The organism is Mariniflexile soesokkakense (assembly GCF_039650365.1).
GTDB classification, from domain to species: Bacteria; Bacteroidota; Bacteroidia; order Flavobacteriales; family Flavobacteriaceae; genus Mariniflexile; species Mariniflexile soesokkakense.
This window is the reverse complement of sequence record NZ_JAZHYP010000001.1, coordinates 738,539-763,440: the sequence shown is the minus strand read 5'-3', so window position 1 is coordinate 763,440 and position 24,902 is coordinate 738,539. Positions and strand designations below refer to the sequence as shown.

Below are 24,902 nucleotides of genomic sequence, written 5' to 3'. Positions count from 1 at the left end.
ACATGGCAAGATCATTAAAAAAAGGACCGTTCGTTCATTATAAATTAGAGAAAAAAGTGGCTGACAATGTGGAAGCTAACAAAAAAACCGTAATCAAAACGTGGTCTAGAGCCTCTATGATTACTCCGGATTTTGTTGGACAAACTATCGCAGTTCACAATGGCCGTCAATTTGTACCAGTATATGTTACTGAAAACATGGTAGGTCATAAATTAGGAGAATTTTCACCAACACGTTCATTCCGTGGACATGCAGGTGCTAAAAATAAAGGTAAAAAGTAGTAAGCTATGGGAAGTCGTAAAAAACAAATGGCAGACGCTATTAAGGAAGGAAATAAGCTAGTTGCTTTTGCTAAACTTAATAATTGTCCTACGTCACCGAGAAAAATGCGTTTAGTAGCCGATTTAGTAAGAGGCGAAAAAGTAGAGAAAGCTCTTAATATTTTAAAATTCAACCAAAAAGAAGCTTCTGGAAAGTTAGAAAAATTGCTTTTATCTGCAATTGCTAACTGGCAGTCTAAAAACGAAGAAGCTAGCATTGAAGATGCAGAGTTGATTGTAAAAGAAATTAGAGTAGATGGAGGAGCAATGTTGAAAAGATTGCGTCCGGCACCACAAGGTCGTGCACACAGAATTAGAAAACGTTCAAACCACGTAACAATCGTAGTTGGAGCTAACAATAACACACAAAGCTAAGATAGACAATGGGACAAAAAACAAATCCAATCGGAAATCGCTTAGGTATTATCAGAGGATGGGAATCTAACTGGTACGGAGGTAATGATTATGGAGATAAGCTTGCCGAAGACGATAAGATTAGAAAATACGTACATGTACGTTTATCTAAAGCTAGTGTAAGTAGAGTAATTATTGAGAGAACTTTAAAACTTGTAACCGTTACTATCACAACGGCCCGTCCAGGTATCATTATTGGTAAAGGCGGTCAAGAGGTAGACAAGTTAAAAGAAGAACTTAAGAAAATTACTGGAAAAGAAGTTCAGATTAATATTTTTGAGATTAAAAGACCTGAACTTGATGCATTTTTAGTAGGAACTAGTATTGCACGTCAAATTGAAAATAGAATTTCATACCGTCGTGCTATAAAAATGGCTATTGCTGCTACAATGCGTATGAACGCTGAAGGAATTAAAGTTCAAATTAGTGGTCGTTTAAATGGAGCTGAAATGGCTCGTTCTGAACACTACAAAGAAGGACGTATTCCTTTATCAACCTTTAGAGCCGATATTGATTACTCACTTGTTGAGGCACACACTACTTATGGTAGATTAGGTGTGAAAGTGTGGATTATGAAAGGTGAAGTATATGGTAAAAGAGAACTTTCTCCGCTAGTTGGATTGTCCAAAAAGCAAGGAAAGGCAGGTGCAGGAGCACCACGTGGAGGAAATAATTCTAAACCACGTCGTAGAAAGTAATTTTTTATAAAGTAAAGAAAAATGTTACAGCCTAAAAGAACAAAATTTCGTAAAATGCAAACTGGTCGTATGAAAGGGATCTCTCAAAGAGGGCATCAACTTTCTAACGGTACGTTTGGTATAAAATCGATGGATACAAGTTTTTTAACATCGCGTCAAATTGAAGCAGCACGTATTGCCGCTACACGTTACATGAAAAGAGAAGGACAACTTTGGATTAAAATATTTCCAGATAAGCCTATTACAAAGAAACCTCTTGAAGTACGTATGGGTAAAGGTAAAGGTGCCGTTGAATATTGGGTAGCTGTTGTGAAACCGGGAAGAATTTTATTTGAAGTTGGAGGAGTGTCTTTAGATATCGCAAAAGAAGCGTTACGTTTAGCCGCACAAAAACTTCCTGTTAAAACTAAGTTTTTAATCGCTAACGATTACGAAGCATAATTTATTTGATATTATGAAACAATCAGAAATTAAAGAATTATCTGTAGCTGAGTTACAAGAGAAACTTAGTGAAACAAAAAAGAGTTATTCAGACCTAAAATTAGCTCATGCAATATCTCCTTTAGAAAATCCAATTCAGTTACGTAACATAAGACGTTCAGTAGCTAGAATTGCGACCGAATTAACTAAAAGAGAATTACAATAATTCTGCTACAAGATGGAAACAAGAAATTTAAGAAAAGAACGTATAGGAGTTGTTACTAGTAACAAAATGCAAAAATCAATAGTTGTTGCAGAGGTTAAAAAAGTAAAACACCCTATGTATGGTAAGTTCGTGTTAAAAACAAAAAAATATGTTGCACACGACGAAACAAACGATTGTAACATTGGAGATACTGTAAGAATCATGGAAACAAGACCTTTAAGTAAATCTAAATGTTGGAGATTAGTTGAAATCATAGAAAGAGCTAAATAATTATGGTACAGCAAGAATCAAGATTAAAAGTAGCAGATAACACTGGAGCAAAGGAGGTTTTAACTATCCGTGTTTTAGGTGGTACTAAAAGAAGATACGCATCTGTAGGAGACAAAATTGTTGTTTCTATAAAAGACGCAACACCTAATGGAAACATTAAAAAGGGTGCTGTTTCTACTGCAGTGGTTGTACGTACTAAAAAAGAAGTAAGAAGACCAGACGGATCTTATATAAGATTTGACGATAACGCATGTGTGCTTTTAAATGCTCAAGGAGAGATGAGAGGAACACGTGTATTTGGTCCGGTTGCTAGAGAACTTCGTGATAAACAATTCATGAAAATTGTATCATTAGCACCTGAAGTGCTTTAATACATTAATTTAAGATGACAAAGCTTAAAATAAAAACTGGAGATACTGTAAAAGTAATTGCTGGAGACCACAAAGGTGCTGAAGGTAAAGTACAAAAAGTATTAATAGACAAGAACAAAGCGATTGTTGAGGGCATTAACATGGTTAAGAAACATACTAAACCAAGTGCTAAAAACCCTCAAGGAGGAATCGTAGAAAAAGAAGCAGCTATTCATATTTCTAACCTTTCATTGTTAACTTCAAAAGGAGAGACAACTAGAATTGGTTATAAAGTTGAAGGCGGTAAGAAAGTAAGATTTTCAACAAAATCTAATGAAGTAATATAGTTATGGGATATTCACCGAGACTTAAAGAAGAGTATAAAAGCAGAGTAATTGCAACTCTTACAGAAGAATTTGGATATAAAAATGTGATGCAAGTTCCTAAACTGAAAAAGATAGTAATATCTAAAGGTGTTGGAGCAGCAGTTGCAGACAAAAAGTTAATTGACTACGCTGTAGAAGAATTAACTACTATATCTGGACAAAAAGCTATAGCTACAATATCTAAGAAAGACGTTGCATCTTTCAAATTACGTAAAGGTATGCCAATTGGGTGTAAAGTTACTTTACGTGGCGAGAAAATGTATGAGTTTTTAGACCGTTTGGTTACTTCTGCACTTCCACGTGTAAGAGATTTTAACGGAATTAAAGCTACAGGGTTTGACGGACGTGGTAACTACAATTTGGGAGTTACCGAGCAAATTATATTCCCAGAGATTAATATTGATAAAGTTAATAAAATCTCAGGAATGGATATTACATTTGTAACGTCTGCTGAAACTGATAAAGAAGCAAAATCATTATTAACCGAATTAGGATTACCTTTTCAAAAGAACTAAGTTATGGCTAAAGAATCAATGAAAGCCCGCGAGGTAAAAAGAGCTAAAACAGTAGCTAAATATGCTGAAAAACGTAAAGCTTTAAAAGAAGCTGGAGATTATGATGCATTACAAAAGTTACCAAAAAACGCTTCTCCTGTTCGTCAACATAATAGATGTAAATTAACAGGAAGACCTAGAGGCTATATGAGAACATTTGGTATTTCTCGTGTAACTTTTAGAGAAATGGCCAACAATGGTCTTATTCCTGGTGTTAGAAAAGCAAGTTGGTAATATTATTTAAATAATCAGATTTAAGGTTCGGAATATTCCGAAAACCAAGATCACAAATCAATTCATTATGTACACAGATCCAATAGCGGATTATTTGACAAGAATTAGAAATGCAGTGCGTGCTAACCACAGAGTGGTGGAGATCCCAGCATCTAATCTTAAAAAAGACATCACTAAAATATTATTCGAACAAGGATATATTTTAAGTTACAAGTTTGATGATTCTTCAGTACAGGGTACTATTAAAATAGCACTTAAGTACAATAAGGAAACTAAAGAGCCTGTAATAAAACAGATTCAAAGAATAAGTAAACCAGGTTTACGTAAATACGCAAGTTCAAAAGAACTTCCTAGAATTCTTAATGGTTTAGGTATTGCCATTGTTTCTACTTCTCACGGAGTAATGACAGGCAAACAAGCTAAAAGAGATAATGTAGGTGGTGAAGTATTGTGTTACGTTTACTAAAAAGATAAGATATGTCAAGAATAGGTAATAACCCAGTAGTAATTCCACAAGGAGTTACAGTTGATATAAACGACGGAATAGTTACAGTAAAAGGAAAATTAGGAGAATTAACTCAAAATTACGATTCTGTAAATATTAAAGTTGAAGATGGAAATGTTTTAGTAACACGTTCTTCGGATTCTAAAGATCAAAAAGCAAAACATGGTTTATATAGATCGTTAATGCTAAACATGATTGAAGGAGTTTCAAACGGATGGACTAAACAATTAGAATTGGTTGGTGTAGGGTATAGAGCTAGTAACCAAGGTCAAAAATTGGAATTGGCATTAGGTTTTTCTCATGCAATTGTTATGAATTTAGCTCCAGAAATTAAATTGGAAACAATAAGTGAAAAAGGTAAAAACCCTATTATAAAACTAACTTCGCATGATAAACAACTTGTAGGTCAAGTAGCTGCAAAGATTCGTGGTTTTAGACCACCAGAGCCTTATAAAGGTAAAGGTGTTAAGTTTGTTGGTGAGGTATTAAGAAGAAAAGCAGGTAAATCAGCTTAATAAGTAAGTTATGGCATTGACAAAATACGAAAGAAGGATAAGAATTAAAAGCAGAATACGCAAGATAGTTTCTGGTACAGAAGCTAGACCTAGATTAACTGTTTTTAGAAGTAATAAAGAAATTTACGCTCAAGTTGTAGATGACGTATCTGGTGTAACCATCAGTGCAGCATCTTCAAGAGATAAAGATATTAGTTCTGCAAAAGCAACTAAAATTGAAGTAGCTAAATTAGTAGGTAAGGCACTTGCTGAAAGAGCTTTAAAAGCAGGTGTAGAAACTATCGCTTTTGATAGAGGTGGTTATTTATATCATGGTAGAGTGAAATCATTAGCTGAAGGAGCTAGAGAAGCAGGACTTAAATTCTAAGAAATTATGTTTAAAAAATATAAAAGTGCAGAATTAGTAAAACCAGGTGGATTAGATCTTAAAGATCGTTTAGTTGGTGTACAAAGAGTTACAAAAGTAACTAAAGGTGGTAGAGCATTTGGTTTTTCGGCTATAGTTGTAGTTGGTGATGAAGCTGGTGTTGTAGGGCAAGGTTTAGGAAAATCTAAAGACGTAGCTAGTGCTATTGCAAAAGCTATTGAAGACGCAAAGAAAAACCTAGTTCGCATTCCTTTAAAAGGGAAATCATTACCACATGAGCAAAAAGGTAAATATGGTGGAGCAAGAGTAAATATTATTCCTGCAGCTAAAGGTACAGGAGTTATTGCTGGTGGTGCTGTAAGAACAGTGCTTGAGGCAGTTGGTGTACACGATGTATTATCAAAATCTCAAGGATCTTCAAATCCTCACAATGTTGTAAAAGCAACTTTTGATGCTTTATTACAATTAAGAGATGCCAATACCATTGCTCGTGATAGAGGTATTTCACTTGAACAAGTATTTAAAGCTTAATACAGACAGAGATGGCAAAAATTAAAGTAACAAAAGTTAAAAGTGCAATCAATTGTCCGTTAAGACAAAAACGAGTATTAATATCTCTAGGTCTTAAAAAGATTGGTCAAGTTAAAGAGCACGAAGCTACATCAAGCATTCTTGGTATGGTAAGTAAAGTAAATCACTTAGTTTCTGTTGAAGAAATTAAATAATAATATACTGAAAAATGGATTTAAGTAATTTAAAACCTGCAGAAGGTTCAGTTAAAAATCAAGGAAAAAGAATAGGACGTGGACAAGGTTCTGGTAAAGGTGGTACCGCAACTCGTGGTCACAAAGGTGCTAAATCTCGTTCTGGTTATTCTAAGAAAGTAGGATTTGAAGGAGGGCAAATGCCACTTCAAAGACGTGTTCCTAAATTTGGTTTTACTAACATTAACCGTGTAGAGTATCAAGGTATTAATTTAGATACGTTGCAACAATTAGCTGACGATAAAAAAGTTGGTGATACTGTTGATTTTGAAACATTATTCACAAACCGTTTAATTGGAAAAAACGATCTAGTTAAAATTTTAGGTAGGGGTGAGTTAAAAGCAAAATTAAAAGTATCTGCACATAAGTTTACTGCTTCAGCAAAAGCTGCTATTGAAGCTGCTGGTGGAGAAGCTGTAACGTTATAAGACCTTATTATAAGTATGAAATTTATAGAATCGTTAAAGAATGTCTGGAAAATAGAAGAACTAAGAAACAGAATCATAGTTACACTAGGTCTGTTATTAGTTTACCGTTTCGGTGCTCAAGTAGTACTGCCGGGTATTGATGCTGCTCAATTAGAGGGTTTAGCTGATAGTACAGATGGTGGCTTATTGGGGTTACTTAATGCCTTTACAGGTGGTGCTTTTGCAAACGCTTCGGTTTTTGCATTAGGTATTATGCCTTACATTTCTGCTTCTATTGTTGTTCAGTTAATGGGAATAGCTATTCCTTATTTACAAAAACTACAAAAGGAAGGCGCTAGTGGTCAAAAGAAAATCAATCAAATTACACGTTGGTTAACAATTGCAATCTGTTTGCTGCAAGCTCCAGGTTATTTAGCTAGTTTACCAGCTTTAGGAATCCCTACAAGTGCATTTTTACTTGGTACAGGGCCATTATTTTATTTCTCTTCAGTTACTATTTTAGTAACGGGCTGTATCTTCGCGATGTGGTTAGGAGAAAAGATTACCGATAAAGGTATTGGTAATGGTATTTCCTTATTAATTATGGTTGGTATTATCGCAAGGCTACCTGCATCATTTCTTCAAAATGCTGCTACAAGATTAGAAGGTAACAACGTGATGCTTATTCTTTTTGAATTGGTATTATGGTTCGCTATCATTCTAGGTAGTATCATGTTAGTTATGGCCGTTAGAAAAATTGCAGTACAGTATGCAAGAAGAACAGCTACTGGCGATTACGAAAAAAGTGCTATGGCAGGTTCTAGACAGTACATCCCATTAAAGCTTAATGCTTCGGGAGTAATGCCTATTATTTTTGCACAAGCAATTATGTTTGTTCCTAGTTTAATTGGTGGTTCTTCACTTTTAAAAGAAACAGCTTTTGGTGCATGGATGCAGACAAACTATGCAGATATTTTCGGATTAGCGTATAACATAACATTTGCTTTATTGATTATAGTATTCACATATTTCTATACTGCAATTACGGTACCTACCAATAAAATGGCAGACGATTTAAAGCGTAGTGGTGGTTTTATACCTGGTATTCGTCCAGGAACTGAAACATCTGAATATTTAGATAAGATAATGTCTCAAATTACCTTACCGGGTTCTATATTTTTAGCATTTATTGCTGTGTTCCCAGCGTTAATAGTAAAAATTATGGGTGTTCAACAAGGATGGGCATTATTTTTTGGTGGCACTTCATTAATCATTTTGGTGGGTGTAGCTATAGATACTATGCAACAAGTAAATTCTTATTTGTTAAATAGACATTATGACGGCTTGATGAAAACAGGTAAAAATAGAAAAGCGGCAGTAGCTTAATATTATACGATGGCAAAACAAGCAGCAATAGAACAAGATGGAACCATTATAGAAGCATTATCAAATGCTATGTTTCGTGTTGAATTAGAAAACGGTCACATTGTGACAGCACATATTTCAGGTAAAATGCGTATGCATTATATTAAATTATTACCAGGAGATAAAGTGAAATTAGAAATGAGTCCTTATGATTTATCTAAGGCGAGAATAACTTATAGATACTAACAGATGAAAGTAAGAGCATCAGTAAAAAAGAGAAGTGCAGATTGTATAATCGTACGAAGAAAAGGTAGACTTTACGTGATAAACAAAAAGAATCCTAGATTTAAACAAAGACAAGGGTAATTATGGCAAGAATTGCAGGTGTAGACATACCAAAAAACAAAAGAGGAGTTATCGCTTTAACTTATATCTACGGGGTAGGTAGAAGTAGAGCTAAAGAAATATTAGCGGAAGCTAATGTTGATGAAAGTATTAAAGTTCAAGATTGGAACGATGACCAAATTAGTGGTATTCGTGAAGCTGTTGGTACTTTTACTATCGAAGGTGAATTACGTTCTGAAATTCAATTGAACATTAAACGTTTAATGGATATTGGATGTTATAGAGGAATTCGTCATAGATCGGGTCTTCCGTTAAGAGGACAACGTACAAAAAACAACTCTAGAACTAGAAAAGGTAGAAGAAAAACTGTTGCTAACAAGAAGAAAGCAACTAAATAACAATTAGTCTTTAGTATTTAGACGTTGGAAGGAATCTGTTTGAAATTATAAAAGGTTTAGGATTCTAGCGACTATCAACTAATAACTGAAAACTATAAAAAATGGCAAAATCAAACACAAAAACTACAAAAAAACGTAAAGTTATTGTAGACTCTGTAGGAGAAGCTCATGTTAATGCTTCTTTCAACAACATCATAATTGCACTTACAAATAAAAAGGGAGACGTAATTTCTTGGTCTTCTGCTGGTAAGATGGGATTTAGAGGTTCTAAGAAAAACACACCTTATGCTGCTCAATTAGCTGCTGAAGATGCTGCTGCTGTAGCATCAGAAGCTGGATTGAAAAAAGTAAAAGTATATGTAAAAGGTCCAGGTAATGGTAGAGAATCAGCTATCCGTTCAATTCATAATGCCGGTATTGAAGTAACAGAAATTATTGATGTTACTCCACTTCCTCATAATGGATGTCGTCCTCCAAAACGAAGAAGAGTTTAACGAAATACGATTAATGATTTAATAAAAATCAAAAATCGTGAATCAAAAATCTTTACTAAAAATTAATATCATCTGTTTCGCAGATGATATTAATTTTTTGCATACATTTGCAAACTGAAAAAAAATAAATATTAACAAGTATCAACAAGAGATCAACGGTTATCGAAGGATAAGATTAAGACCTTAATTCATAATCACTCTTAAAAAACAATTTAAAATGGCAAGATATACTGGTCCTAAAACTAAAATAGCTCGTAAATTTGGTGAAGCTATTTTCGGAGAAGATAAATCTTTTGAAAAAAGAAATTATCCTCCAGGTCAACACGGAAACGCTAGACGTCGTGGAAAAAAATCTGAATATGCAATCCAATTAATGGAAAAGCAAAAAGCAAAATATACTTATGGTATATTAGAGCGTCAATTCAGAAATATATTTAAAAGCGCTAGAGCTGCTCAAGGAATTACAGGTGAAGTTTTATTACAACTTTGCGAATCTAGATTAGATAACGTAGTATTCAGAATGGGTATTGCTCCTTCTAGAAGTGGTGCAAGACAATTAGTATCTCACAGACACATTACTGTAAATGGCGAGTTAGTAAACATTCCATCGTACCAATTAAAAGCTGGTGATGTTGTTGCTGTTAGAGAAAAATCAAAATCACTTGAAGCTATTGAAAGATCTCTTTCAAATTCAAGTCACGTTTATGAATGGATTACTTGGAACGACGACACAAAACAAGGAACCTATGTTTCTGTTCCTGCCAGAATCCAAATTCCAGAAAACATAAACGAACAATTCATAGTCGAATTATATTCAAAATAATAAATTAATCATATTGGTATTTGGCCAAAGGGTTTATAAGTATTTCTTCAAACTTTTAGACCGCGCAACCAAATAACAATTAAAACGAAGAAAAAAAATGGCAGTATTTAATTTTCAAAAACCAGACAAAGTAATCATGATTGATTCTACTGATTTCGAAGGTAAATTCGAATTCAGACCACTAGAACCTGGTTATGGTTTAACAGTAGGTAACGCACTAAGACGTGTTTTGCTTTCTTCATTAGAAGGATTCGCAATTACATCAGTTAGAATTGAAGGTGTAGACCACGAATTTTCAGCAATAGCTGGAGTAGTTGAAGATGTTACTGAAATCATTTTGAATTTAAAGCAAGCGCGTTTTAAAAGACAAATTGAAGATATTGATAATGAGTCAATATCGATTTCAATATCCGGTCAAGAACAAATTACAGCTGGAGATTTTCAAAAATTCATTTCAGGGTTTCAAGTATTAAATACAGAATTAGTTATCTGTAACTTAGATCCTAAAGTTAATTTCAATATGGAAATTACCATAGAAAAAGGTAGAGGTTATGTTCCTGCAGAAGAAAATAAAAAAGCGGCTGCACCAGTTGGAACTATCTTTACAGACTCTATATACACTCCAATAAAAAATGTTAAATATAGTATTGAAAATTATCGTGTAGAACAAAAAACGGATTATGAAAAATTGGTTTTTGAAATCGTAACTGATGGTTCTATAACGCCTCAAGATGCATTAACAGAAGGTGCAAAAACATTAATTCACCATTTCATGTTATTCTCTGATGAGCGTATCACGTTAGAAGCTGATGAAATAGCACAAACTGAAACTTATGATGAAGAATCTCTTCACATGAGACAGTTGCTTAAAACAAAGTTAATTGATATGGACTTATCTGTACGTGCACTTAACTGTTTAAAAGCTGCAGAAGTTGATACTTTAGGCGACTTAGTATCTTTCAATAAAAATGACTTAATGAAATTTAGAAACTTTGGTAAAAAGTCTTTAACAGAGCTTGAAGAGCTTGTTAATGTTAAAGGTTTAAACTTCGGAATGGATTTAAGCAAATATAAATTAGATAAAGACTAGAACGATTTTGGATTTCTGAAATTGTAAATCAAAAATCGTAAATTATTAACCCATCATAGTTTGCTCCCTAAAAAGGTATAGAAGCAAGATGATGATAACAAAAATGTCATGAGACACGGAAAAAAAATAAATCATTTAGGTAGAAAAACCGCGCATAGAAAATCTATGTTAGCTAATATGGCTTGTTCTTTAATTGAGCACAAGCGTATTAACACTACTGTTGCTAAAGCAAAAGCTTTAAAACAATTTGTAGAGCCAATGATTACTAAGTCTAAAGAAGATACTACGCATAACAGACGTATTGTTATGGCTAACTTAAGACAAAAAGATGCAGTAGCAGAATTATTTAGAGATGTTGCAGCAAAAGTTGCTAATCGTCCAGGTGGTTACACAAGAATTATTAAACTTGGTAATCGTTTAGGTGATAATGCTGATATGGCAATGATTGAGCTTGTAGATTATAACGAGCTTTACAATGCATCTAAACCAGAGAAGAAAACAACTAGACGAAGCAGAAGAAGTGGTTCTAAACCGGAAGCTGCTCCAGCTGTTGAGCCAAAAGCAACAAACGAAGAAGAATAAATGTTAATAAGCATTTAATATATAAAGGATAAACTATTTTAGTTTATCCTTTTTTTTTAGCATTTTTGCAAAACTTTTTTAATTAGATAAATGAAATATCAAAAAAGACAAAAAGCCATTATTCTTTTAGCAGATGGCACTATTTTTTACGGAAAGGCAGTAGGGAATAAACAAGGAACATCATTTGGTGAAGTATGTTTTAATACAGGAATGACTGGTTACCAAGAAATTTTTACAGACCCATCTTATTACGGTCAGTTAATGGTTACAACCAATGCGCATATTGGTAATTATGGGGTAAACGATGAAGAAGTTGAATCTGATTCCATTAAAATTGCAGGATTAATTTGTAAAAATTTCAGTTATGATTATTCTCGTGATGCAGCTAATGGTTCGTTAGAAGATTTTTTAAATGAGAATAATCTTTTAGCAATTTCCGATGTTGATACTAGAGCATTGGTAAGCTATATACGAGATAACGGTGCTATGAATGCTGTAATTTCTACCGATGTAGATAACGTTGAAGGATTAAAAAAACAATTGGCTGAAGTACCAGACATGAATGGCTTAGAATTGGCATCTCAAGTGTCTACTAAAGAGCCTTATTATTATGGTGATGAAAATGCAACTTACAAAGTAGCAGCTTTAGACATTGGTATTAAGAAGAACATTCTTAGAAACATAGCAAAAAGAGATGCTTACATAAAAGTATTCCCTTATAATGCTAAGTTTGAAGATTTGGAAGCTTTTAAACCTGATGGCTATTTCTTATCAAACGGGCCTGGAGATCCAGAACCTTTAATTGAAGCACAAACGTTAGCAAAAGAAATTATTAAGAGAGATTTACCATTATTCGGTATTTGTTTGGGTCACCAAGTTATTGCGTTGGCAAATGGTGTTTCAACTTACAAAATGCATAATGGCCACCGCGGAATTAATCATCCGGTAAAAAATATAAATACGGGTAAAGGTGAAATTACTTCTCAAAATCATGGATTTGCTGTGAATAGAGAAGAAGCAGAAGCCCACCCAGATTTGCAAGTAACACATGTGCACCTTAACGACCACACAGTTGCAGGATTAGCTATGAAAAGTAAAAACTGTTTTTCGGTACAGTATCACCCAGAAGCGAGCCCGGGACCACATGACTCATCGTATTTGTTCGATCAGTTTATTGAAAACATAAAGAAAAATTAGTGATTTAAACCTCACAGGTTTTATAACTTGTGAGGTTTTTGATTAAAACCCATTCTTTTTTAGTGAAAACGTAACTAAAACGTTATAGATGTTTTTTTGTGTAATTATTTAAGAACATATTAAAAGAAAGCAGATTTAAACGTAAATTTGAAATATTAAAAGTTTAAAATAACCAATTATGAGTGTAATAATTAATATCCACGCTAGACAAATTTTTGATTCTAGAGGAAATCCTACTGTTGAAGTAGATGTTGTAACAGAAAATGATATTTTAGGAAGAGCTGCAGTGCCATCGGGTGCATCAACAGGTGAGCATGAAGCAGTTGAGCTTCGTGATGGTGGTAAAGCATATATGGGTAAAGGTGTTTTAAAAGCTGTAGAAAATGTTAACGCACTTATCGCTCCAGAATTATTGGGCGTTTCAGTTTTTGAGCAAAATTTAATCGATCAAATTATGATTGATTTAGATGGTACAAAAAATAAATCAAAATTAGGAGCTAACGCTATTTTAGGTGTTTCTTTAGCAGTTGCAAAAGCAGCAGCAAATGAACTTAACTTACCTCTATATCGTTATGTAGGTGGTGTATCTGCAAATACACTTCCTTTACCAATGATGAATATTATTAATGGTGGTTCACATAGTGATGCCCCTATAGCATTCCAAGAGTTTATGATTATGCCTGTTAAGGCTAAAAACTTTACACATGCTATGCAAATGGGAACTGAGATTTTCCATAGTCTTAAAAAAGTTTTGCACGATAGACATTTAAGTACGGCTGTAGGTGATGAAGGTGGTTTTGCCCCGAATTTAGCAGGAGGAACAGAAGATGCATTAGATTCTATTAAAGTAGCTGTTGAAAACGCAGGATACACTTTTGGTGGTGATATTAAAATTGCTTTAGATTGCGCTGCGGCAGAATTTTATGTAAACGGAAAATACGATTATTCGAAGTTTGAGGGTGAAACTGGTAAAGTAAGATCTTCTGCTGAACAAGCTGAGTATTTAGCTGAATTAGCTGCTAAATACCCAATCATTTCTATTGAAGATGGTATGGATGAGAACGACTGGGAAGGTTGGAAATTATTAACCGATAAAATTGGTGATAAAGTACAACTAGTTGGTGATGATTTATTTGTAACTAATGTAGAGCGATTATCTCGAGGTATTGACAACGGTATAGCTAATTCAATCTTAATTAAAGTAAACCAAATAGGATCGTTAACTGAAACTATTGCAGCCGTAAATATGGCTAAAAATGCAGGTTACACGTCTGTGATGTCTCACCGTTCTGGTGAAACTGAAGATAACACCATTGCTGATTTAGCAGTGGCTTTAAACTGCGGGCAAATAAAAACAGGTTCTGCTTCTCGTAGCGACCGTATGGCTAAATACAACCAATTGCTTCGTATTGAAGAACAATTGGGAGAAATGGCTTATTTTCCTCAAGAGAAAGCATTCAAAATAAAATAAGAAAATTAATTTTTTTTAAAAAGCGGTTATTATTTTAATAATCGCTTTTTTTTTTGCATTAATTTCAAACAATTTGTTAATTGATTAAATCTTTGCTTTCAACACATATATTAATAAAGGGATATTTTGTAAATTAGCAATCCAATTTAAGAATTAAAAAAATCACTCACATTTATGGCGAATACTGCTACCATTGAAGTAAACGGAAAAAAAATAGAACTTCCCGTAATAGAAGGAACAGAAAAAGAATTAGCTATTGATATTTCTAGTTTTAGGAATGCATCAGGAGGTGTTATTACTATGGATCCTGGTTATAAAAACACAGGTTCTTGCGAAAGTGCTATTACGTTTTTAGATGGAGAAAAAGGTATTTTAAGATATAGAGGTTATTCTATTGAAGAATTAGCTGAAAAAGCAGATTTTTTAGAAGTAGCTTACCTTTTGATTTTTGGAGAACTTCCAACAAAAGAGCAAAACGAAAAATTTCATAATGATATAAAAGCGCAATCTGTAGTAGATGAAGATGTAAAAAAGATTCTAGATGCTTTCCCTAAGTCAGCTCACCCTATGGGGGTTATATCGTCATTAACCAGTGCATTAACAGCATTTAACCCATCTTCAGTAAATGTTGATTCTGAGGCTGATATGTATAAATCTGTAGTGCGTTTATTAGGTAAATTCCCAGTATTAGTTGCTTGGACACTTCGTAAAAAGGAAGGTTTACCACTAGATTACGGTGATAAAAATTTAGGCTATGTAGAAAATATTTTGAAAATGATGTTCAGACAGCCTAATAGTGAATATGTTCAAAATAAAATATTAGTAGACGCCTTAGATAAGCTCCTAATTTTACATGCAGATCACGAACAAAACTGTTCAACATCTACGGTTAGAATTGTAGGGTCATCGCATGCTGGTTTATTCGCGTCTATTTCTGCAGGTATTTCTGCTCTTTGGGGTCCACTCCATGGAGGTGCTAACCAAGCAGTGTTGGAAATGTTGGAAGCAATTAAAGAAGATGGGGGTGATACTAAAAAGTACATGGCTAAAGCTAAAGACAAAGAAGATCCGTTCCGTTTAATGGGCTTTGGTCACCGTGTATACAAAAACTTCGATCCGCGTGCTAAAATCATTAAAAGAGCTGCCGATGAAGTATTAGGGAATTTAGGTGTTGAAGACCCTATTTTAGATATAGCTAAAGGACTTGAAAAAGAAGCTTTAGAAGATAAATATTTTGTAGATAGAAAATTATATCCTAATGTAGATTTCTATTCAGGTATTATTTATAGAGGTATGGGCATACCAACAGATATGTTTACGGTAATGTTCGCTTTAGGACGTTTACCGGGTTGGATAGCACAATGGCGTGAAATGCGTTTACGCAAAGAGCCAATTGGAAGACCAAGACAAGTTTATACTGGTGCTACCGAAAGATCTTTTGTGCCAATAGAAAAAAGATAAACTTTCAAGTGTAAAAATAAATGAAGCTTCATAACTAAACATTATGAAGCTTTTTTATATTTACAACATGCTAAAACTGAATGTAAAAAACGAAACCTCTAGGTTAAGAGCTGTTATTTTAGGAACAGCCGAAAGTAATGGATCACCACCAAGTGTTGAGGATTGCTATGACCCAAAAAGTATCGAGCACGTATTAGCTGGAACGTATCCTAAAGAAGCCGATATGATTCTAGAAATGGATGCTGTGGCTGCTGTTTTTAAAAAGTACGATGTTCAGGTTTTTAGACCCCACGTTATAAAAGATTGTAATCAAATATTTTCACGTGATATTGCTTTTGTTATAGAAGATAAGATTATTAGAGCCAATATTTTACCAAACAGAGAAGCTGAAGTTGAAGCTATTAGGTATGTTTGGAATCAAGTGGATAGAAAAAATAGAATTGTATTGCCTCCAGAATGCCATGTAGAAGGCGGCGATGTTATGCCTTGGAACGATTATATTTTTATAGGAACCTATTCGGGAGAAGATTATCCAGAATTAATTACGGCACGTACTAATATGGATGCGGTTATTGCCATTCAGGAATTGTTCCCAAATAAAACGGTGAAGTCGTTTGAACTTAGAAAATCCAACACAAATGCCCGCGAAAACGCACTGCATTTAGATTGCTGTTTTCAGCCTATTGGAAAAGGGAAAGCTATTATTCATAAAAACGGATTTCTTATTGAGCGAGAGTATAATTGGTTAGTGAATTTCTTTGGAAAAGAGAATGTTTTTGAAATTAACAAAGAAGAAATGTACAATATGAACAGTAATATTTTTTCTATTTCTGAAGATGTTATTATTTCTGAAAAAACCTTTACGCGATTAAATACCTGGTTAAATAAACAAGGGTTTATTGTTGAAGAAGTGCCTTATTCTGAAATTTCAAAACAGGAAGGTTTATTGCGTTGTACTACAATGCCTTTAATTAGGGATTAATTTAAAATTAATTAGTGACAATCATTTTTTGCGCAAAGTTCTTGTTCATATAATTAATCACAACAAAATACATCCCGGTATTTATATTGTTACGAGTAATTTCTAATTCATGTGTGCCTGCACTTTTGAAACCTTCAAAAACATTCGCTATTTCTGCCCCATAGATATTAATCAATTTAATTGAAATGTTTGAAGATTCTGCTAATTTGTATTTCAGCAAACCATAAGATTCCATAGGATTAGGGACTATTTCAATTATAGGTTGATTGTCTTCTATATTTTCAACGCTTAAATTTTCTCCTATTTCCATAAAACCTTCAGGATTAAGTGCTTCATGAGTTACTTTTACGGTATGTATCACTCCTTTAAACCATGATACCTGATTCATTCTAACTCCTAATGAGGTCTGTCCAGAGTTTACAACTTGATAATTTACAGTTCCTTCCAGCTCTTTTTCTCCATTAATATAATGTGCCATTCTGCCGTCTTTAAACACTAAAGCTGCGTGAACCCATTCATTCAAGTTGTGAACAAAAGCGTAATCTAATAATGCTTGACTGGAACTTCCAGACTTTATAAAAGTGTCAAGACTCCAGTTTGCATTATTGTTATTTCGTAACTCTATAAGTATTCTATTATTATCATCTTGCTGTAAATGAAGAAAACGTTGCTCAATAGCTCCACCAGAGTAAGGTTTGAAAATAATTTCTATAGTAAATGCCGTTGCCCCAGATACAGGATGGTTGTTTACAATTAAGCCATCATTAATACCATTAAATTCAACAGCATCACCTATTTCTGTATTTATTATCTTAGGGTTGCCAATTACCTGTATATTATTTCCACCAATTAAAGAAAGGTTGTCAACCCGCCAAAATTCAGTATTAACTTGGGCATGTGTGGTTAATAAGGTAAGACACATTAAAATTAGTAAAATCGATTTTTTCATTTTAAGTTTTTAGATAAAAATGACTCTATATAATGCTTATATATAATGATATAACAGTATATTGGCTATTAACGAAGTTATCACTTTTTTTGCATAAGAGTAATAATTGTAATTTGTTTTTATCACACAAATAATCATATTTTTGTAATATAAATTATGTTATGCAACAAACCACAAATACTATTTTAATGATTCGTCCTATAAACTTTAGGATGAACGAGCAAACGGCAGTTAATAATTATTACCAAAAAGTAATGGATAATGTGCTATCACAAAACGTTAGTACCAAAGCACAACAGGAGTTTGATAGGTATGTTGAAAAGCTTAGGGGCATTGGTGTTAATGTTATAGTTGTTAACGATACCGATGAGTTTGATACACCCGATTCTATTTTTCCTAATAATTGGGTGTCATTTCACGAAAATGGCGATGTTGGTTTGTATCCAATGTTTGCAGAGAATAGGCGCTTAGAGCGTAGTGAGAATATTCTGGAAGCAGTTGAGCATGGTGGCTTTGTTATTAATAATATTATTGATTATACAGACGCTGAGGAAGAAGGTGTATTTCTTGAAGGTACGGGAAGTGTCGTTTTAGATAGGGTAAATCGCAAAGCGTACTGTGCCTTATCGCCCAGAGCCGATGAAGATTTGTTTATTGAGTTTTGCGAAGATTTTGAATACATGCCGGTAATTTTCAATGCCAGCCAAACCGTAAATGGGGGACGAAAAGCCATTTACCACACAAACGTGATGATGTGTATTGGCGAAACTTTTGCCGTTATTTGCTTAAGTAGTATTGACGACAAAAAGGAACTCAGAAATGTAATAGGCCATTTAAAAGAAGATGGTAAGGAGATAATAGATATTACCGAGGCACAGTTAAATAATTTTGCGGGTAATATGTTGCAAGTTAAAGGAGTTAATGATGAATTGTATTTAGTAATGAGTCAAGCAGCTTATGATTCTTTATCAGAAAGTCAAATAGAAAGACTTAAAAAGCATACTAATATACTTTCTAGCTCTTTAGATATTATTGAAGCTTGCGGTGGCGGTAGTGCCCGTTGTATGATGGCGGAAGTTTTTTTGCCAAAAGCTTAAAGTTGAATTGAAACTCGTTTTTTTTGCGTTAGGGATAGTAGAGAAAATCCTTTTTGTGAGGTACGAGCAAAAAGATTGTAACGAATAGCCCGACCCTTTAGGGTAACGCCAGAATAAATATTATGATGGTCTAGATTTTGGTAACTGAATATAGAATGTACTACCAACGTTTAGGGTGCTTTCTACCCAAATTTTACCGTTGTTTAGTTCTACCAATTCTTTACAGATTGATAGGCCTAAACCAGTGCCTTTTTCGTTATTAGTGCCTACGGTTGTAAATGAGCTGTTTTTGAATAGTTTTTCTATGTTCTGTTTAGAAATGCCTATTCCAGTATCGGCAATACTAACAATACAACTACCATTGCTTATATGGTTTGAAATAGTAATGGTATCGCCACTTTTACAGAATTTTAAAGCATTGGCAAGCAAGTTTTGTACAACAATTTCGAACATGCTTTTATCGGCATAGGCAAAATCTCGTAAGGAATGGTCAATTAATTCGATGCCTTTGTTTTCCATACGTTGTTCAATCAGCCTAACTTTATCTTCAAAAACTTCTTGTATATCAAACAGGGTTGGTTTAGGTTCTAAAGATTGCATTTGCGATTTAGACCAGTTAAGCAAGTTGAATAAAAGCAGGGATGCATTGTTGGCATTTTCACTCAATTCTGGAATTAAATTATCGAATTCTTCTCTAGATAACGAACCGTCTTTTAATAAATCAATAAAACCATTTATTGAAGAAAGCGAATCTTTTAAATCGTGAGATACAATTGAAAACAGTTTGTCTTTTACATTATTAACGTTTTCAAGATGTTTTGTTTGCTCTAAAAAGGCTTCGTTCTGTAATTCAATTTTTAGGTTTTTTTCTTCTAATTCTTGGGTGTACTTTATGTTAGTGCTTCTTTTTAAATAAATTAATATTAAAAAGGTTGAAACAATAGCAAGAGCAGCCAAAAGGCCGTAAAAAATTAACTGAAACTTATCAAACTCTGCTTTAGATTCATAAAAGGTACCATTAATAGCTTCTGTTGAAGTGTTGTTTGCTAAATCTTTTTCAAAATTTGGGTTGAAATCTAATTGAACAGAATCTGAATTCTTTATATCATCTTTATTAAGGCTTCTTTTTAAGTTATAATAGTGGCGTTGCCACATAAACGCTCTATCAAATTTGTTTTTTGTAGAGTCTAAAACCATCATTAACTTATAATATTTAAGTAACTCTGGTTTGTTATTAACGTTTTTGGCGATAACACCTGCCTCATAAAGATGCTGTTCGGCTAAAACCAATCGGTTGGTTTGTAAATTTAATTCTCCAAGACTGTTTAAAGCCAATAAAACACCATCTTGATTGTTAGACTTTCTGTTAATATTTAATCCCTGAATTAAGTATCGTGAAGCTTTTTCGTAATCGTTGAATTTTAAGTATTCGGCACCCAGTTTTGGATAAATAATACCTTGTAATGAGTCAGCACTTGTGTTTTTCCCGTTTAAAACTTTTAGGTAATATTCAATGGCTTTTCTGTTTTCATTCTTAGATGAATATAGCTCGGCTAATTGGTTGTAAGATTGTGTAAGTGCAATATTGTCACTTAATTGTTTTTGAACATCTACAGCTTTTAAGTTAAACTCAATAGCTCTATCAACAGCATTTATTTTTTGGTATGCTTTGGCCAAATTACTATAAGCCAAACTAAGGTCTTTTTTAAGGTTTTGTTTTTCTAATTCTTTAATGGCTGCCAACGAATATTGCAAACCTTTTGAGTAATTACCTCGTTTAATTTCAATTAAGCCGATACTGTTATTAACTTTAGCAATGCCAAGTGTATCCTTTAAATGTTTAAATAGAATTTTAGATTTTTCATACCCACTTACCGCATTAATATAGTCTCCTTTTTGTGCGTAAATAAGCGACTTAAAATAAGTTGTTTCGGCAATTCCTTTAGTGTAATTTAGGTTGGTTGAAAGTTTCTCGCTTTCAATAATATATTTTAAAGCTCTATCATAATCGTTAATTTCATAAAGCGATTTGATAAGCTTTAAAGAAGTCTTTATTTTTAAAGAATCTTGAGTTTCAAAAGCAAGTTGTATGGAAAGACTATCTAATTCTTTGGTTTGAGAGAAACCTAAGAATACAGATAAAAGAATAATTAGAGTAATTATTTTCCTCATACTATACATTATATTACAACAAGTAATAAAACTTATTATTAAGTATGTCTTATTTGAGGGAAATAAGTATTACCTATTAAGCTGTAATGTTTTTTGTTGGTTAAAAAAAATCCATTAAATGGATGTTAATAGCTTTACGTAGCAAAAGTTGGAAAAAGCATCTTTAAAATCTAATTTCTGCGTTTTTCTACCAATAAATTAGATAAAAGGATAATGCTCAAAATGACAAAAATCCGACGAATAGATTAACGGCAAAAATCATAGAAAAAGAGCGCTTTTGTCGACAAAATACACGCATATTTTATTGAATTTTTTTAAGCTTTATAAATAGGTATTTTGTTTGAAATTCAAAAAAAAGTAAACTTAAATAAGCATGGTAAACTATTTTGTTAGTTTTTATTAAATCAAATTTTGCAATAATCCTTTAATAAAAGTTTTATCTTTGGTCACTTAAAAACAGTAAGATTAATGAGCCTTCAAGAGACTTTATCAAACCAAGTTAAACAAGCCGTTTTAGCATCATTTAATATTCAATTAGAATCGGTAGAATTTCAAGCCACCAGAAAAGAATTTGCTGGTGATATTACCATAGTGATATTCCCCATGTTACGCTTTATTAAAGGCAACCCTGTTCAAATAGGTGAAACTATTGGTAATTATTTGGTAGAACACCTTGAAGAAGTAAAAGGGTTTAATGTTGTAAAGGGTTTTTTAAATGTTGAAATAAGTGATGCCTATTATATTAACTTTTTTAATAGCATAAAAAATGAAGAAACCTATGGTTTTGTGTATCCAAAGGAAGTTGCTAACGCTATTATGGTTGAATATTCGTCGCCAAACACTAATAAACCACTGCATTTAGGGCACGTTAGAAATAATCTTTTGGGCTATAGTGTTGCCGAAATTTTAAAAGCATCTGGTAAAAAAGTTTACAAAACACAAATTATTAACGACCGAGGAATCCATATTTGCAAAAGTATGTTGGCTTGGAAACGTTTTGGTAACGGTGAAACACCAGATAGCACCGGTTTAAAAGGCGATAAGTTGGTTGGTAATTATTATGTAAAGTTTGACCAAGAATATAAGAAAGAGATTGAAGCACTAGTAGCTTCTGGTAAAACCGAAGATGATTCTAAAAAAAATGCACCACTTTTATTGGAAGCCCAAAATATGCTTCAAAAATGGGAAGCTGGTGATGAAGAAGTTGTTTCACTTTGGAAAATGATGAACGGTTGGGTATATGAAGGTTTTAACGAATCTTATAAAAATTTAGGAGTTGATTTTGATACTTTATATTATGAAAGTGATACCTATTTATTAGGAAAGGAGTTTGTTGCTGAAGGTTTGAAATCGGGTGTTTTTGTAAAAGAAGCAGACGGATCTGTTTGGTGCGATTTAACAGAAGATGGATTAGATAAAAAAATAGTACAACGCTCCGATGGAACAGCAGTATATATGACGCAAGATATTGGTACAGCTATACAACGTATTAAAGATTTTCCTGATGTGGGCGGTATGGTTTACACCGTTGGTAACGAGCAAGACTATCATTTTCAAGTATTGTTTCTAATTTTGAAAAAACTGGGGTTTGAATGGGCTAAAAATCTATATCATTTAAGTTATGGTATGGTCGATTTACCTAGTGGAAAAATGAAAAGTAGAGAAGGTACTGTGGTAGATGCCGATGATTTAGTTGATGAAATGGCTTCAACTGCTGGTGAAATTTCAGAAGAATTAGGGAAACTTGATGGTTATACTACAGAAGAAAAACAATCACTTTATAAAACCATTGGTTTAGGTGCTTTAAAATATTACATTCTAAAAGTAGACCCTAAAAAGCGCATTTTGTTTGACCCAAAAGAATCTATTGATTTTCAAGGGAATACAGGGCCGTTTATACAGTACACATATGCGAGAATTCAAGCTATACTAAGAAAGGCAGATTTTGATTGGAATGTGACTTTGAGCGCAGTCGAAAGGTCTTTACATCCTAAAGAAAAAGAGCTTTTAAAGCAATTGGAATTATTTCCTGAGGTTATTCAAAACGCAGCATCACAACACAGTCCTGCATTGGTAGCTAACTATACCTATGATTTGGTGAAAGAATTTAATTCATTCTATCAAAATGTATCCATTTTAGGTGCAGATAATGAAAATGAAAAAGTGTTTAGAGTACAGTTATCAAATAAAGTGGCACAAACAATTAAAAATGCATTCAGTGTTTTAGGAATACAGGTTCCTGAACGTATGTAATAGTATTTAAGAAAGTGAACTTTTTATTTTCCGTACAAAAAGTACTTATTCACTAAGTCAATGTACAAGCGTTTTGCTTCGTTTGGAGAAATGTCTTTTACCTGAAATAAGGCATTGGTTTTAAAAGCATTTATAATGGCTTTTTTACTACCTGGACGACCATAATTATTTGTTGCTTTTTTGTAGTAAGCATACAGGTTCAAAAGTACATCGGCAGGGAAAGGTTCGGTGTATGCATTTACGCGTTCAACCGCATCTTGAAATTCTATTTCTAATTCTTCATTAGTCATTTGTTTCTGCAATAATACTTTCGCCTCCACGAACTTTTTGGTTAAGTTGTACTTTTATTTTTGTATCAAGTGGTAAAAATAAATCAACTCTAGAACCAAATTTTATAAATCCAGACTCTCCGCCTTGGGTTGCCTTGTCGTTTATTTTAGCATAGTTTACTATACGCTTTGCTAAGGCTCCAGCTATTTGCCTGTATAACACTTTGCCATAAGTTTCGTTTTCTACAACAACGGTTGTACGTTCGTTTTCTTCACTTGCCTTAGGATGCCATGCTACTAAAAATTTACCAGGATGGTATTTGCTAAATATCACATTACCACCAATAGGATAACGTGTAACATGAACATTTATTGGAGACATAAAAATACTTACCTGCAAGCGTTTGTCGTTAAAATATTCTTTTTCAAAAACTTCTTCAATAACAACTACTTTACCATCAACAGGAGATACAACTTGTTTGTTGTTTAAAGCAGTACGTCGTTTTGGGTTTCTAAAAAATTGAAGAATAATTATTAAAAACGCTAATAATACAATTAAAACAATGGTTCTTAACCAATCTAAGGGTATAAAGCTATCAGCTAATAAAGAGCAGCCAACAACAAATACAAATGTCAGAAATATAATTTTATGTCCTTCTTTATGAAACATAGTGTAAAATTCTTAAAAATAAATATATAAAGGGTGCTGCAAATATAATACTGTCCAATCGGTCTAACAGACCTCCATGACCAGGCATAATGGCACCACTGTCCTTTACGTTTGCATGTCTTTTAAACTTAGATTCGATTAAGTCGCCTAAAGTTCCAAATACAGATACTATAATACTTAAAACAAGCCAACTTGTAAAATCTAAAGTTTGTGTAAAGGTAGCAATAAAATAGCTTGCTATGCATGAAAAAAATAAACCACCTAGAAAACCCTCTACAGTTTTTTTTGGTGAAATCTTTTCAAATAGCTTTTGCTTGCCAAAATTTTTGCCAACCAAATAGGCAAAAGAATCGTTAACCCATACTAAAATAAAAGCTCCTAATAGAATGTTCGGATTGTAACTTTTATGATAATCGGCTATTAAAACCAAAAAAACAAAGGCACTTGAAATGTAAAAGGTAGTTAGTATAAAACGTTTAGAACTAAATAGTGGCGTTGTTTTTTCTGAAAATAAGTCTTTAATTAAAAACAATTCAATAAATATGGTTAGCACCATTAATATTTGAATCGCTTCGTCAATGCCCATGCTTGTGTTTAAAATGAATTGCCAATACACAAAAAAAGCATATAGGATACCAAAAATAAAATAGGGTATGATGCTTTTAAGCTGAATAAGCTTTTTAAATTCGGTTAAACAAATGATACCAAAAACAAAGAACAAAGCAATTAAAGATTGTTGGTGGCTTACACATAGTATTAAAAGCAGAACATAAAGTAAGCCAGAAAGTGATCGAATAAGAATTTCTTTCATGTGTATATTTATTGCCTTTTTATGGACACATGCTGTTCGCTAT

Annotated in this window: 35 protein-coding genes; 30 read left to right on the top strand and 5 right to left on the bottom strand. The window is 33.2% G+C overall.

The genetic code is table 11. The annotated features are described in order from the left end of the window. Positions 1-2 precede the first annotated feature (2 nt). The 28 genes from rpsS to VP395_RS03475 all read left to right on the top strand — a co-directional run bounded on the left by rpsS (position 3) and on the right by VP395_RS03475 (position 16,638). Complete coding sequence (gene rpsS, locus VP395_RS03610) at positions 3-281, top strand: 30S ribosomal protein S19 (RefSeq protein ID WP_117172452.1); 279 nt, start codon at positions 3-5, stop codon at positions 279-281. Between the two features lie 6 nt (positions 282-287). Next, positions 288-695: a 50S ribosomal protein L22 gene (rplV, locus tag VP395_RS03605; RefSeq protein WP_304386793.1), complete on the top strand. Its 408-nt coding sequence runs from the start codon at positions 288-290 to the stop codon at positions 693-695. A gap of 8 nt (positions 696-703) precedes the next feature. Next, positions 704-1,432 carry a 30S ribosomal protein S3 gene (gene rpsC / locus VP395_RS03600; protein ID WP_346240339.1) on the top strand — a complete coding sequence of 243 codons (729 nt, stop codon included), beginning with the start codon at positions 704-706 and terminating at the stop codon, positions 1,430-1,432. A gap of 21 nt (positions 1,433-1,453) precedes the next feature. Beyond that, entirely contained in the window at positions 1,454-1,873 is a 420-nt protein-coding gene (gene rplP, locus VP395_RS03595; protein ID WP_346240338.1) for a 50S ribosomal protein L16, read from the top strand. 13 nt (positions 1,874-1,886) lie between these two features. Continuing rightward, positions 1,887-2,078, top strand: coding sequence for a 50S ribosomal protein L29 (rpmC, locus tag VP395_RS03590; protein WP_346240337.1), 192 nt, complete (start codon positions 1,887-1,889; stop codon positions 2,076-2,078). 12 nt (positions 2,079-2,090) lie between these two features. Continuing rightward, entirely contained in the window at positions 2,091-2,348 is a 258-nt protein-coding gene (gene rpsQ / locus VP395_RS03585; RefSeq protein WP_117172447.1) for a 30S ribosomal protein S17, read from the top strand. A gap of 2 nt (positions 2,349-2,350) precedes the next feature. After that, a complete protein-coding gene (gene rplN / locus VP395_RS03580; protein WP_346240336.1) occupies positions 2,351-2,719 on the top strand; it encodes a 50S ribosomal protein L14 in 369 nt (122 codons plus the stop codon). Between the two features lie 14 nt (positions 2,720-2,733). Further along, positions 2,734-3,045: a 50S ribosomal protein L24 gene (gene rplX / locus VP395_RS03575; RefSeq protein ID WP_346240335.1), complete on the top strand. Its 312-nt coding sequence runs from the start codon at positions 2,734-2,736 to the stop codon at positions 3,043-3,045. A 2-nt stretch (positions 3,046-3,047) separates the two neighbouring features. Beyond that, a complete protein-coding gene (gene rplE / locus VP395_RS03570; protein ID WP_346240334.1) occupies positions 3,048-3,599 on the top strand; it encodes a 50S ribosomal protein L5 in 552 nt (183 codons plus the stop codon). Positions 3,600-3,602: 3 nt separating this feature from the next. After that, entirely contained in the window at positions 3,603-3,872 is a 270-nt protein-coding gene (gene rpsN, locus VP395_RS03565) for a 30S ribosomal protein S14 (RefSeq protein WP_346240333.1), read from the top strand. Between the two features lie 67 nt (positions 3,873-3,939). Then, positions 3,940-4,338, top strand: a complete 399-nt coding sequence (gene rpsH, locus VP395_RS03560; protein WP_117172443.1) for a 30S ribosomal protein S8 — start codon at positions 3,940-3,942, stop codon at positions 4,336-4,338. A gap of 11 nt (positions 4,339-4,349) precedes the next feature. Continuing rightward, entirely contained in the window at positions 4,350-4,892 is a 543-nt protein-coding gene (gene rplF, locus VP395_RS03555) for a 50S ribosomal protein L6 (protein WP_346240332.1), read from the top strand. Positions 4,893-4,902: 10 nt separating this feature from the next. Continuing rightward, positions 4,903-5,259, top strand: coding sequence for a 50S ribosomal protein L18 (gene rplR / locus VP395_RS03550; RefSeq protein ID WP_346240331.1), 357 nt, complete (start codon positions 4,903-4,905; stop codon positions 5,257-5,259). A 6-nt stretch (positions 5,260-5,265) separates the two neighbouring features. Then, positions 5,266-5,790, top strand: coding sequence for a 30S ribosomal protein S5 (gene rpsE / locus VP395_RS03545; protein ID WP_346240330.1), 525 nt, complete (start codon positions 5,266-5,268; stop codon positions 5,788-5,790). Between the two features lie 11 nt (positions 5,791-5,801). Further along, a complete protein-coding gene (gene rpmD, locus VP395_RS03540) occupies positions 5,802-5,984 on the top strand; it encodes a 50S ribosomal protein L30 (RefSeq protein WP_117172439.1) in 183 nt (60 codons plus the stop codon). Between the two features lie 14 nt (positions 5,985-5,998). Next, a complete protein-coding gene (gene rplO, locus VP395_RS03535) occupies positions 5,999-6,451 on the top strand; it encodes a 50S ribosomal protein L15 (RefSeq protein WP_346240329.1) in 453 nt (150 codons plus the stop codon). 15 nt (positions 6,452-6,466) lie between these two features. Then, positions 6,467-7,816: a preprotein translocase subunit SecY gene (gene secY, locus VP395_RS03530; protein ID WP_346240327.1), complete on the top strand. Its 1,350-nt coding sequence runs from the start codon at positions 6,467-6,469 to the stop codon at positions 7,814-7,816. Positions 7,817-7,825: 9 nt separating this feature from the next. Beyond that, on the top strand, positions 7,826-8,041 hold the full coding sequence (gene infA, locus VP395_RS03525; protein WP_028289261.1) for a translation initiation factor IF-1: 216 nt from the start codon (positions 7,826-7,828) through the stop codon (positions 8,039-8,041). A gap of 3 nt (positions 8,042-8,044) precedes the next feature. After that, a complete protein-coding gene (gene ykgO, locus VP395_RS03520) occupies positions 8,045-8,161 on the top strand; it encodes a type B 50S ribosomal protein L36 (protein WP_074961360.1) in 117 nt (38 codons plus the stop codon). Positions 8,162-8,163: 2 nt separating this feature from the next. Next, entirely contained in the window at positions 8,164-8,538 is a 375-nt protein-coding gene (gene rpsM, locus VP395_RS03515) for a 30S ribosomal protein S13 (RefSeq protein WP_304386778.1), read from the top strand. Between the two features lie 101 nt (positions 8,539-8,639). Continuing rightward, positions 8,640-9,032: a 30S ribosomal protein S11 gene (gene rpsK / locus VP395_RS03510; RefSeq protein ID WP_346240326.1), complete on the top strand. Its 393-nt coding sequence runs from the start codon at positions 8,640-8,642 to the stop codon at positions 9,030-9,032. Positions 9,033-9,249: 217 nt separating this feature from the next. After that, the gene (gene rpsD, locus VP395_RS03505) at positions 9,250-9,855 is read left to right on the top strand and encodes a 30S ribosomal protein S4 (protein ID WP_346240325.1); all 606 of its coding nucleotides are present in this window, start codon (positions 9,250-9,252) and stop codon (positions 9,853-9,855) included. Positions 9,856-9,952: 97 nt separating this feature from the next. Beyond that, positions 9,953-10,945: a DNA-directed RNA polymerase subunit alpha gene (locus VP395_RS03500; protein ID WP_346240324.1), complete on the top strand. Its 993-nt coding sequence runs from the start codon at positions 9,953-9,955 to the stop codon at positions 10,943-10,945. Between the two features lie 108 nt (positions 10,946-11,053). Then, entirely contained in the window at positions 11,054-11,527 is a 474-nt protein-coding gene (rplQ, locus tag VP395_RS03495; RefSeq protein ID WP_346240323.1) for a 50S ribosomal protein L17, read from the top strand. Positions 11,528-11,617: 90 nt separating this feature from the next. Beyond that, positions 11,618-12,724, top strand: a complete 1,107-nt coding sequence (gene carA / locus VP395_RS03490) for a glutamine-hydrolyzing carbamoyl-phosphate synthase small subunit (RefSeq protein ID WP_346240322.1) — start codon at positions 11,618-11,620, stop codon at positions 12,722-12,724. A gap of 178 nt (positions 12,725-12,902) precedes the next feature. Then, a complete protein-coding gene (eno, locus tag VP395_RS03485) occupies positions 12,903-14,195 on the top strand; it encodes a phosphopyruvate hydratase (RefSeq protein ID WP_346240321.1) in 1,293 nt (430 codons plus the stop codon). Between the two features lie 174 nt (positions 14,196-14,369). Beyond that, positions 14,370-15,656, top strand: coding sequence for a citrate synthase (locus tag VP395_RS03480; RefSeq protein ID WP_346240320.1), 1,287 nt, complete (start codon positions 14,370-14,372; stop codon positions 15,654-15,656). Between the two features lie 67 nt (positions 15,657-15,723). Further along, positions 15,724-16,638 (top strand): dimethylarginine dimethylaminohydrolase family protein, encoded by a 915-nt coding sequence (locus tag VP395_RS03475; RefSeq protein ID WP_346240432.1) that lies wholly within the window; start codon positions 15,724-15,726, stop codon positions 16,636-16,638. 7 nt (positions 16,639-16,645) lie between these two features. Here the strand turns inward: VP395_RS03475 and VP395_RS03470 are convergent, their stop codons facing one another. After that, positions 16,646-17,587: a LamG-like jellyroll fold domain-containing protein gene (locus tag VP395_RS03470; RefSeq protein ID WP_346240319.1), complete on the bottom strand. Its 942-nt coding sequence runs from the start codon at positions 17,585-17,587 to the stop codon at positions 16,646-16,648. Positions 17,588-17,748: 161 nt separating this feature from the next. Here VP395_RS03470 and ctlX point away from each other — a divergent pair, with 161 nt between their 5' ends. Next, positions 17,749-18,684: a citrulline utilization hydrolase CtlX gene (gene ctlX / locus VP395_RS03465; protein WP_346240318.1), complete on the top strand. Its 936-nt coding sequence runs from the start codon at positions 17,749-17,751 to the stop codon at positions 18,682-18,684. A 120-nt stretch (positions 18,685-18,804) separates the two neighbouring features. Here the strand turns inward: ctlX and VP395_RS03460 are convergent, their stop codons facing one another. Further along, positions 18,805-20,856, bottom strand: coding sequence for a tetratricopeptide repeat-containing sensor histidine kinase (locus VP395_RS03460; RefSeq protein WP_346240317.1), 2,052 nt, complete (start codon positions 20,854-20,856; stop codon positions 18,805-18,807). A 468-nt stretch (positions 20,857-21,324) separates the two neighbouring features. Here VP395_RS03460 and argS point away from each other — a divergent pair, with 468 nt between their 5' ends. Continuing rightward, entirely contained in the window at positions 21,325-23,109 is a 1,785-nt protein-coding gene (argS, locus tag VP395_RS03455; RefSeq protein ID WP_346240316.1) for an arginine--tRNA ligase, read from the top strand. Between the two features lie 23 nt (positions 23,110-23,132). Here argS and VP395_RS03450 read toward each other — a convergent pair whose 3' ends face one another. The 3 genes from VP395_RS03450 to VP395_RS03440 are packed head-to-tail and all read right to left on the bottom strand — an operon-like array spanning position 23,133 to position 24,859. After that, positions 23,133-23,399 carry an acyl-CoA-binding protein gene (locus VP395_RS03450; protein WP_346240315.1) on the bottom strand — a complete coding sequence of 89 codons (267 nt, stop codon included), beginning with the start codon at positions 23,397-23,399 and terminating at the stop codon, positions 23,133-23,135. After that, positions 23,392-24,048 carry a phosphatidylserine decarboxylase family protein gene (locus VP395_RS03445; protein ID WP_346240314.1) on the bottom strand — a complete coding sequence of 219 codons (657 nt, stop codon included), beginning with the start codon at positions 24,046-24,048 and terminating at the stop codon, positions 23,392-23,394. Before VP395_RS03445 ends, VP395_RS03450 begins: the two co-directional genes overlap by 8 nt. Continuing rightward, complete coding sequence (locus tag VP395_RS03440; RefSeq protein ID WP_346240313.1) at positions 24,038-24,859, bottom strand: phosphatidate cytidylyltransferase; 822 nt, start codon at positions 24,857-24,859, stop codon at positions 24,038-24,040. Before VP395_RS03440 ends, VP395_RS03445 begins: the two co-directional genes overlap by 11 nt. Positions 24,860-24,902: the final 43 nt, after the last annotated feature.

Excerpts from the sequence above, each read along its gene's own strand:
- rpsS (WP_117172452.1), top strand. The coding sequence starts at position 3 with ATGGCAAGATCATTAAAAAAAGGACCGTTCGTTCATTATAAATTAGAG.
- rplV (WP_304386793.1), top strand. The coding sequence starts at position 288 with ATGGGAAGTCGTAAAAAACAAATGGCAGACGCTATTAAGGAAGGAAAT.
- rpsC (WP_346240339.1), top strand. The coding sequence starts at position 704 with ATGGGACAAAAAACAAATCCAATCGGAAATCGCTTAGGTATTATCAGA.
- rplP (WP_346240338.1), top strand. The coding sequence starts at position 1,454 with ATGTTACAGCCTAAAAGAACAAAATTTCGTAAAATGCAAACTGGTCGT.
- rpmC (WP_346240337.1), top strand. The coding sequence starts at position 1,887 with ATGAAACAATCAGAAATTAAAGAATTATCTGTAGCTGAGTTACAAGAG.
- rpsQ (WP_117172447.1), top strand. The coding sequence starts at position 2,091 with ATGGAAACAAGAAATTTAAGAAAAGAACGTATAGGAGTTGTTACTAGT.
- rplN (WP_346240336.1), top strand. The coding sequence starts at position 2,351 with ATGGTACAGCAAGAATCAAGATTAAAAGTAGCAGATAACACTGGAGCA.
- rplX (WP_346240335.1), top strand. The coding sequence starts at position 2,734 with ATGACAAAGCTTAAAATAAAAACTGGAGATACTGTAAAAGTAATTGCT.
- rplE (WP_346240334.1), top strand. The coding sequence starts at position 3,048 with ATGGGATATTCACCGAGACTTAAAGAAGAGTATAAAAGCAGAGTAATT.
- rpsN (WP_346240333.1), top strand. The coding sequence starts at position 3,603 with ATGGCTAAAGAATCAATGAAAGCCCGCGAGGTAAAAAGAGCTAAAACA.
- rpsH (WP_117172443.1), top strand. The coding sequence starts at position 3,940 with ATGTACACAGATCCAATAGCGGATTATTTGACAAGAATTAGAAATGCA.
- rplF (WP_346240332.1), top strand. The coding sequence starts at position 4,350 with ATGTCAAGAATAGGTAATAACCCAGTAGTAATTCCACAAGGAGTTACA.
- rplR (WP_346240331.1), top strand. The coding sequence starts at position 4,903 with ATGGCATTGACAAAATACGAAAGAAGGATAAGAATTAAAAGCAGAATA.
- rpsE (WP_346240330.1), top strand. The coding sequence starts at position 5,266 with ATGTTTAAAAAATATAAAAGTGCAGAATTAGTAAAACCAGGTGGATTA.
- rpmD (WP_117172439.1), top strand. The coding sequence starts at position 5,802 with ATGGCAAAAATTAAAGTAACAAAAGTTAAAAGTGCAATCAATTGTCCG.
- rplO (WP_346240329.1), top strand. The coding sequence starts at position 5,999 with ATGGATTTAAGTAATTTAAAACCTGCAGAAGGTTCAGTTAAAAATCAA.
- secY (WP_346240327.1), top strand. The coding sequence starts at position 6,467 with ATGAAATTTATAGAATCGTTAAAGAATGTCTGGAAAATAGAAGAACTA.
- infA (WP_028289261.1), top strand. The coding sequence starts at position 7,826 with ATGGCAAAACAAGCAGCAATAGAACAAGATGGAACCATTATAGAAGCA.
- ykgO (WP_074961360.1), top strand. The coding sequence starts at position 8,045 with ATGAAAGTAAGAGCATCAGTAAAAAAGAGAAGTGCAGATTGTATAATC.
- rpsM (WP_304386778.1), top strand. The coding sequence starts at position 8,164 with ATGGCAAGAATTGCAGGTGTAGACATACCAAAAAACAAAAGAGGAGTT.
- rpsK (WP_346240326.1), top strand. The coding sequence starts at position 8,640 with ATGGCAAAATCAAACACAAAAACTACAAAAAAACGTAAAGTTATTGTA.
- rpsD (WP_346240325.1), top strand. The coding sequence starts at position 9,250 with ATGGCAAGATATACTGGTCCTAAAACTAAAATAGCTCGTAAATTTGGT.
- VP395_RS03500 (WP_346240324.1), top strand. The coding sequence starts at position 9,953 with ATGGCAGTATTTAATTTTCAAAAACCAGACAAAGTAATCATGATTGAT.
- rplQ (WP_346240323.1), top strand. The coding sequence starts at position 11,054 with ATGAGACACGGAAAAAAAATAAATCATTTAGGTAGAAAAACCGCGCAT.
- carA (WP_346240322.1), top strand. The coding sequence starts at position 11,618 with ATGAAATATCAAAAAAGACAAAAAGCCATTATTCTTTTAGCAGATGGC.
- eno (WP_346240321.1), top strand. The coding sequence starts at position 12,903 with ATGAGTGTAATAATTAATATCCACGCTAGACAAATTTTTGATTCTAGA.
- VP395_RS03480 (WP_346240320.1), top strand. The coding sequence starts at position 14,370 with ATGGCGAATACTGCTACCATTGAAGTAAACGGAAAAAAAATAGAACTT.
- VP395_RS03475 (WP_346240432.1), top strand. The coding sequence starts at position 15,724 with ATGCTAAAACTGAATGTAAAAAACGAAACCTCTAGGTTAAGAGCTGTT.
- VP395_RS03470 (WP_346240319.1), bottom strand. The coding sequence starts at position 17,587 with ATGAAAAAATCGATTTTACTAATTTTAATGTGTCTTACCTTATTAACC.
- ctlX (WP_346240318.1), top strand. The coding sequence starts at position 17,749 with ATGCAACAAACCACAAATACTATTTTAATGATTCGTCCTATAAACTTT.
- VP395_RS03460 (WP_346240317.1), bottom strand. The coding sequence starts at position 20,856 with ATGAGGAAAATAATTACTCTAATTATTCTTTTATCTGTATTCTTAGGT.
- argS (WP_346240316.1), top strand. The coding sequence starts at position 21,325 with ATGAGCCTTCAAGAGACTTTATCAAACCAAGTTAAACAAGCCGTTTTA.
- VP395_RS03450 (WP_346240315.1), bottom strand. The coding sequence starts at position 23,399 with ATGACTAATGAAGAATTAGAAATAGAATTTCAAGATGCGGTTGAACGC.
- VP395_RS03445 (WP_346240314.1), bottom strand. The coding sequence starts at position 24,048 with ATGTTTCATAAAGAAGGACATAAAATTATATTTCTGACATTTGTATTT.
- VP395_RS03440 (WP_346240313.1), bottom strand. The coding sequence starts at position 24,859 with ATGAAAGAAATTCTTATTCGATCACTTTCTGGCTTACTTTATGTTCTG.